Source organism: Salinimicrobium oceani (assembly GCF_012037645.1).
In genome coordinates, this window is record NZ_JAAVJR010001293.1 from 1 (window position 1) to 332 (window position 332).

General features: G+C 43.1%; 1 protein-coding gene. It reads left to right on the top strand.

Annotated elements, in window-relative coordinates:
• On the top strand, positions 1-332 hold a 332-nt coding region (locus HC175_RS21895), incomplete at both ends, for a hypothetical protein (RefSeq protein ID WP_168139986.1).

Genomic DNA, 332 nt, shown 5'->3' on the forward strand with positions numbered 1-332 from the left:
GGGAGACAGCTTTTCCTCTTCTATTTACACTCCCGAAGAAACTAATAAGAGCGGATTCTATCGTTTTTTGTGGGGAGATCATTATCGGGATGTGTATAGCACCAAAATTGAAGTTCCGGTTTTGTTCCTGGATACTATACACGGCGGCCTCACTCCAATAAAGGAAGGCGGCGGGCAACAGTCCAGATCGATAAGGTTTATTAGTACGAATGATAACGAATATACGCTGCGGGCTTTGCGAAAAAGTGCTGAACAATATATTCAGGCCTATCTTGTTCCAAACTCTAATGTGCTGGACAGGATCAATAATATTTTTCCCGTAAGGCTTGGTC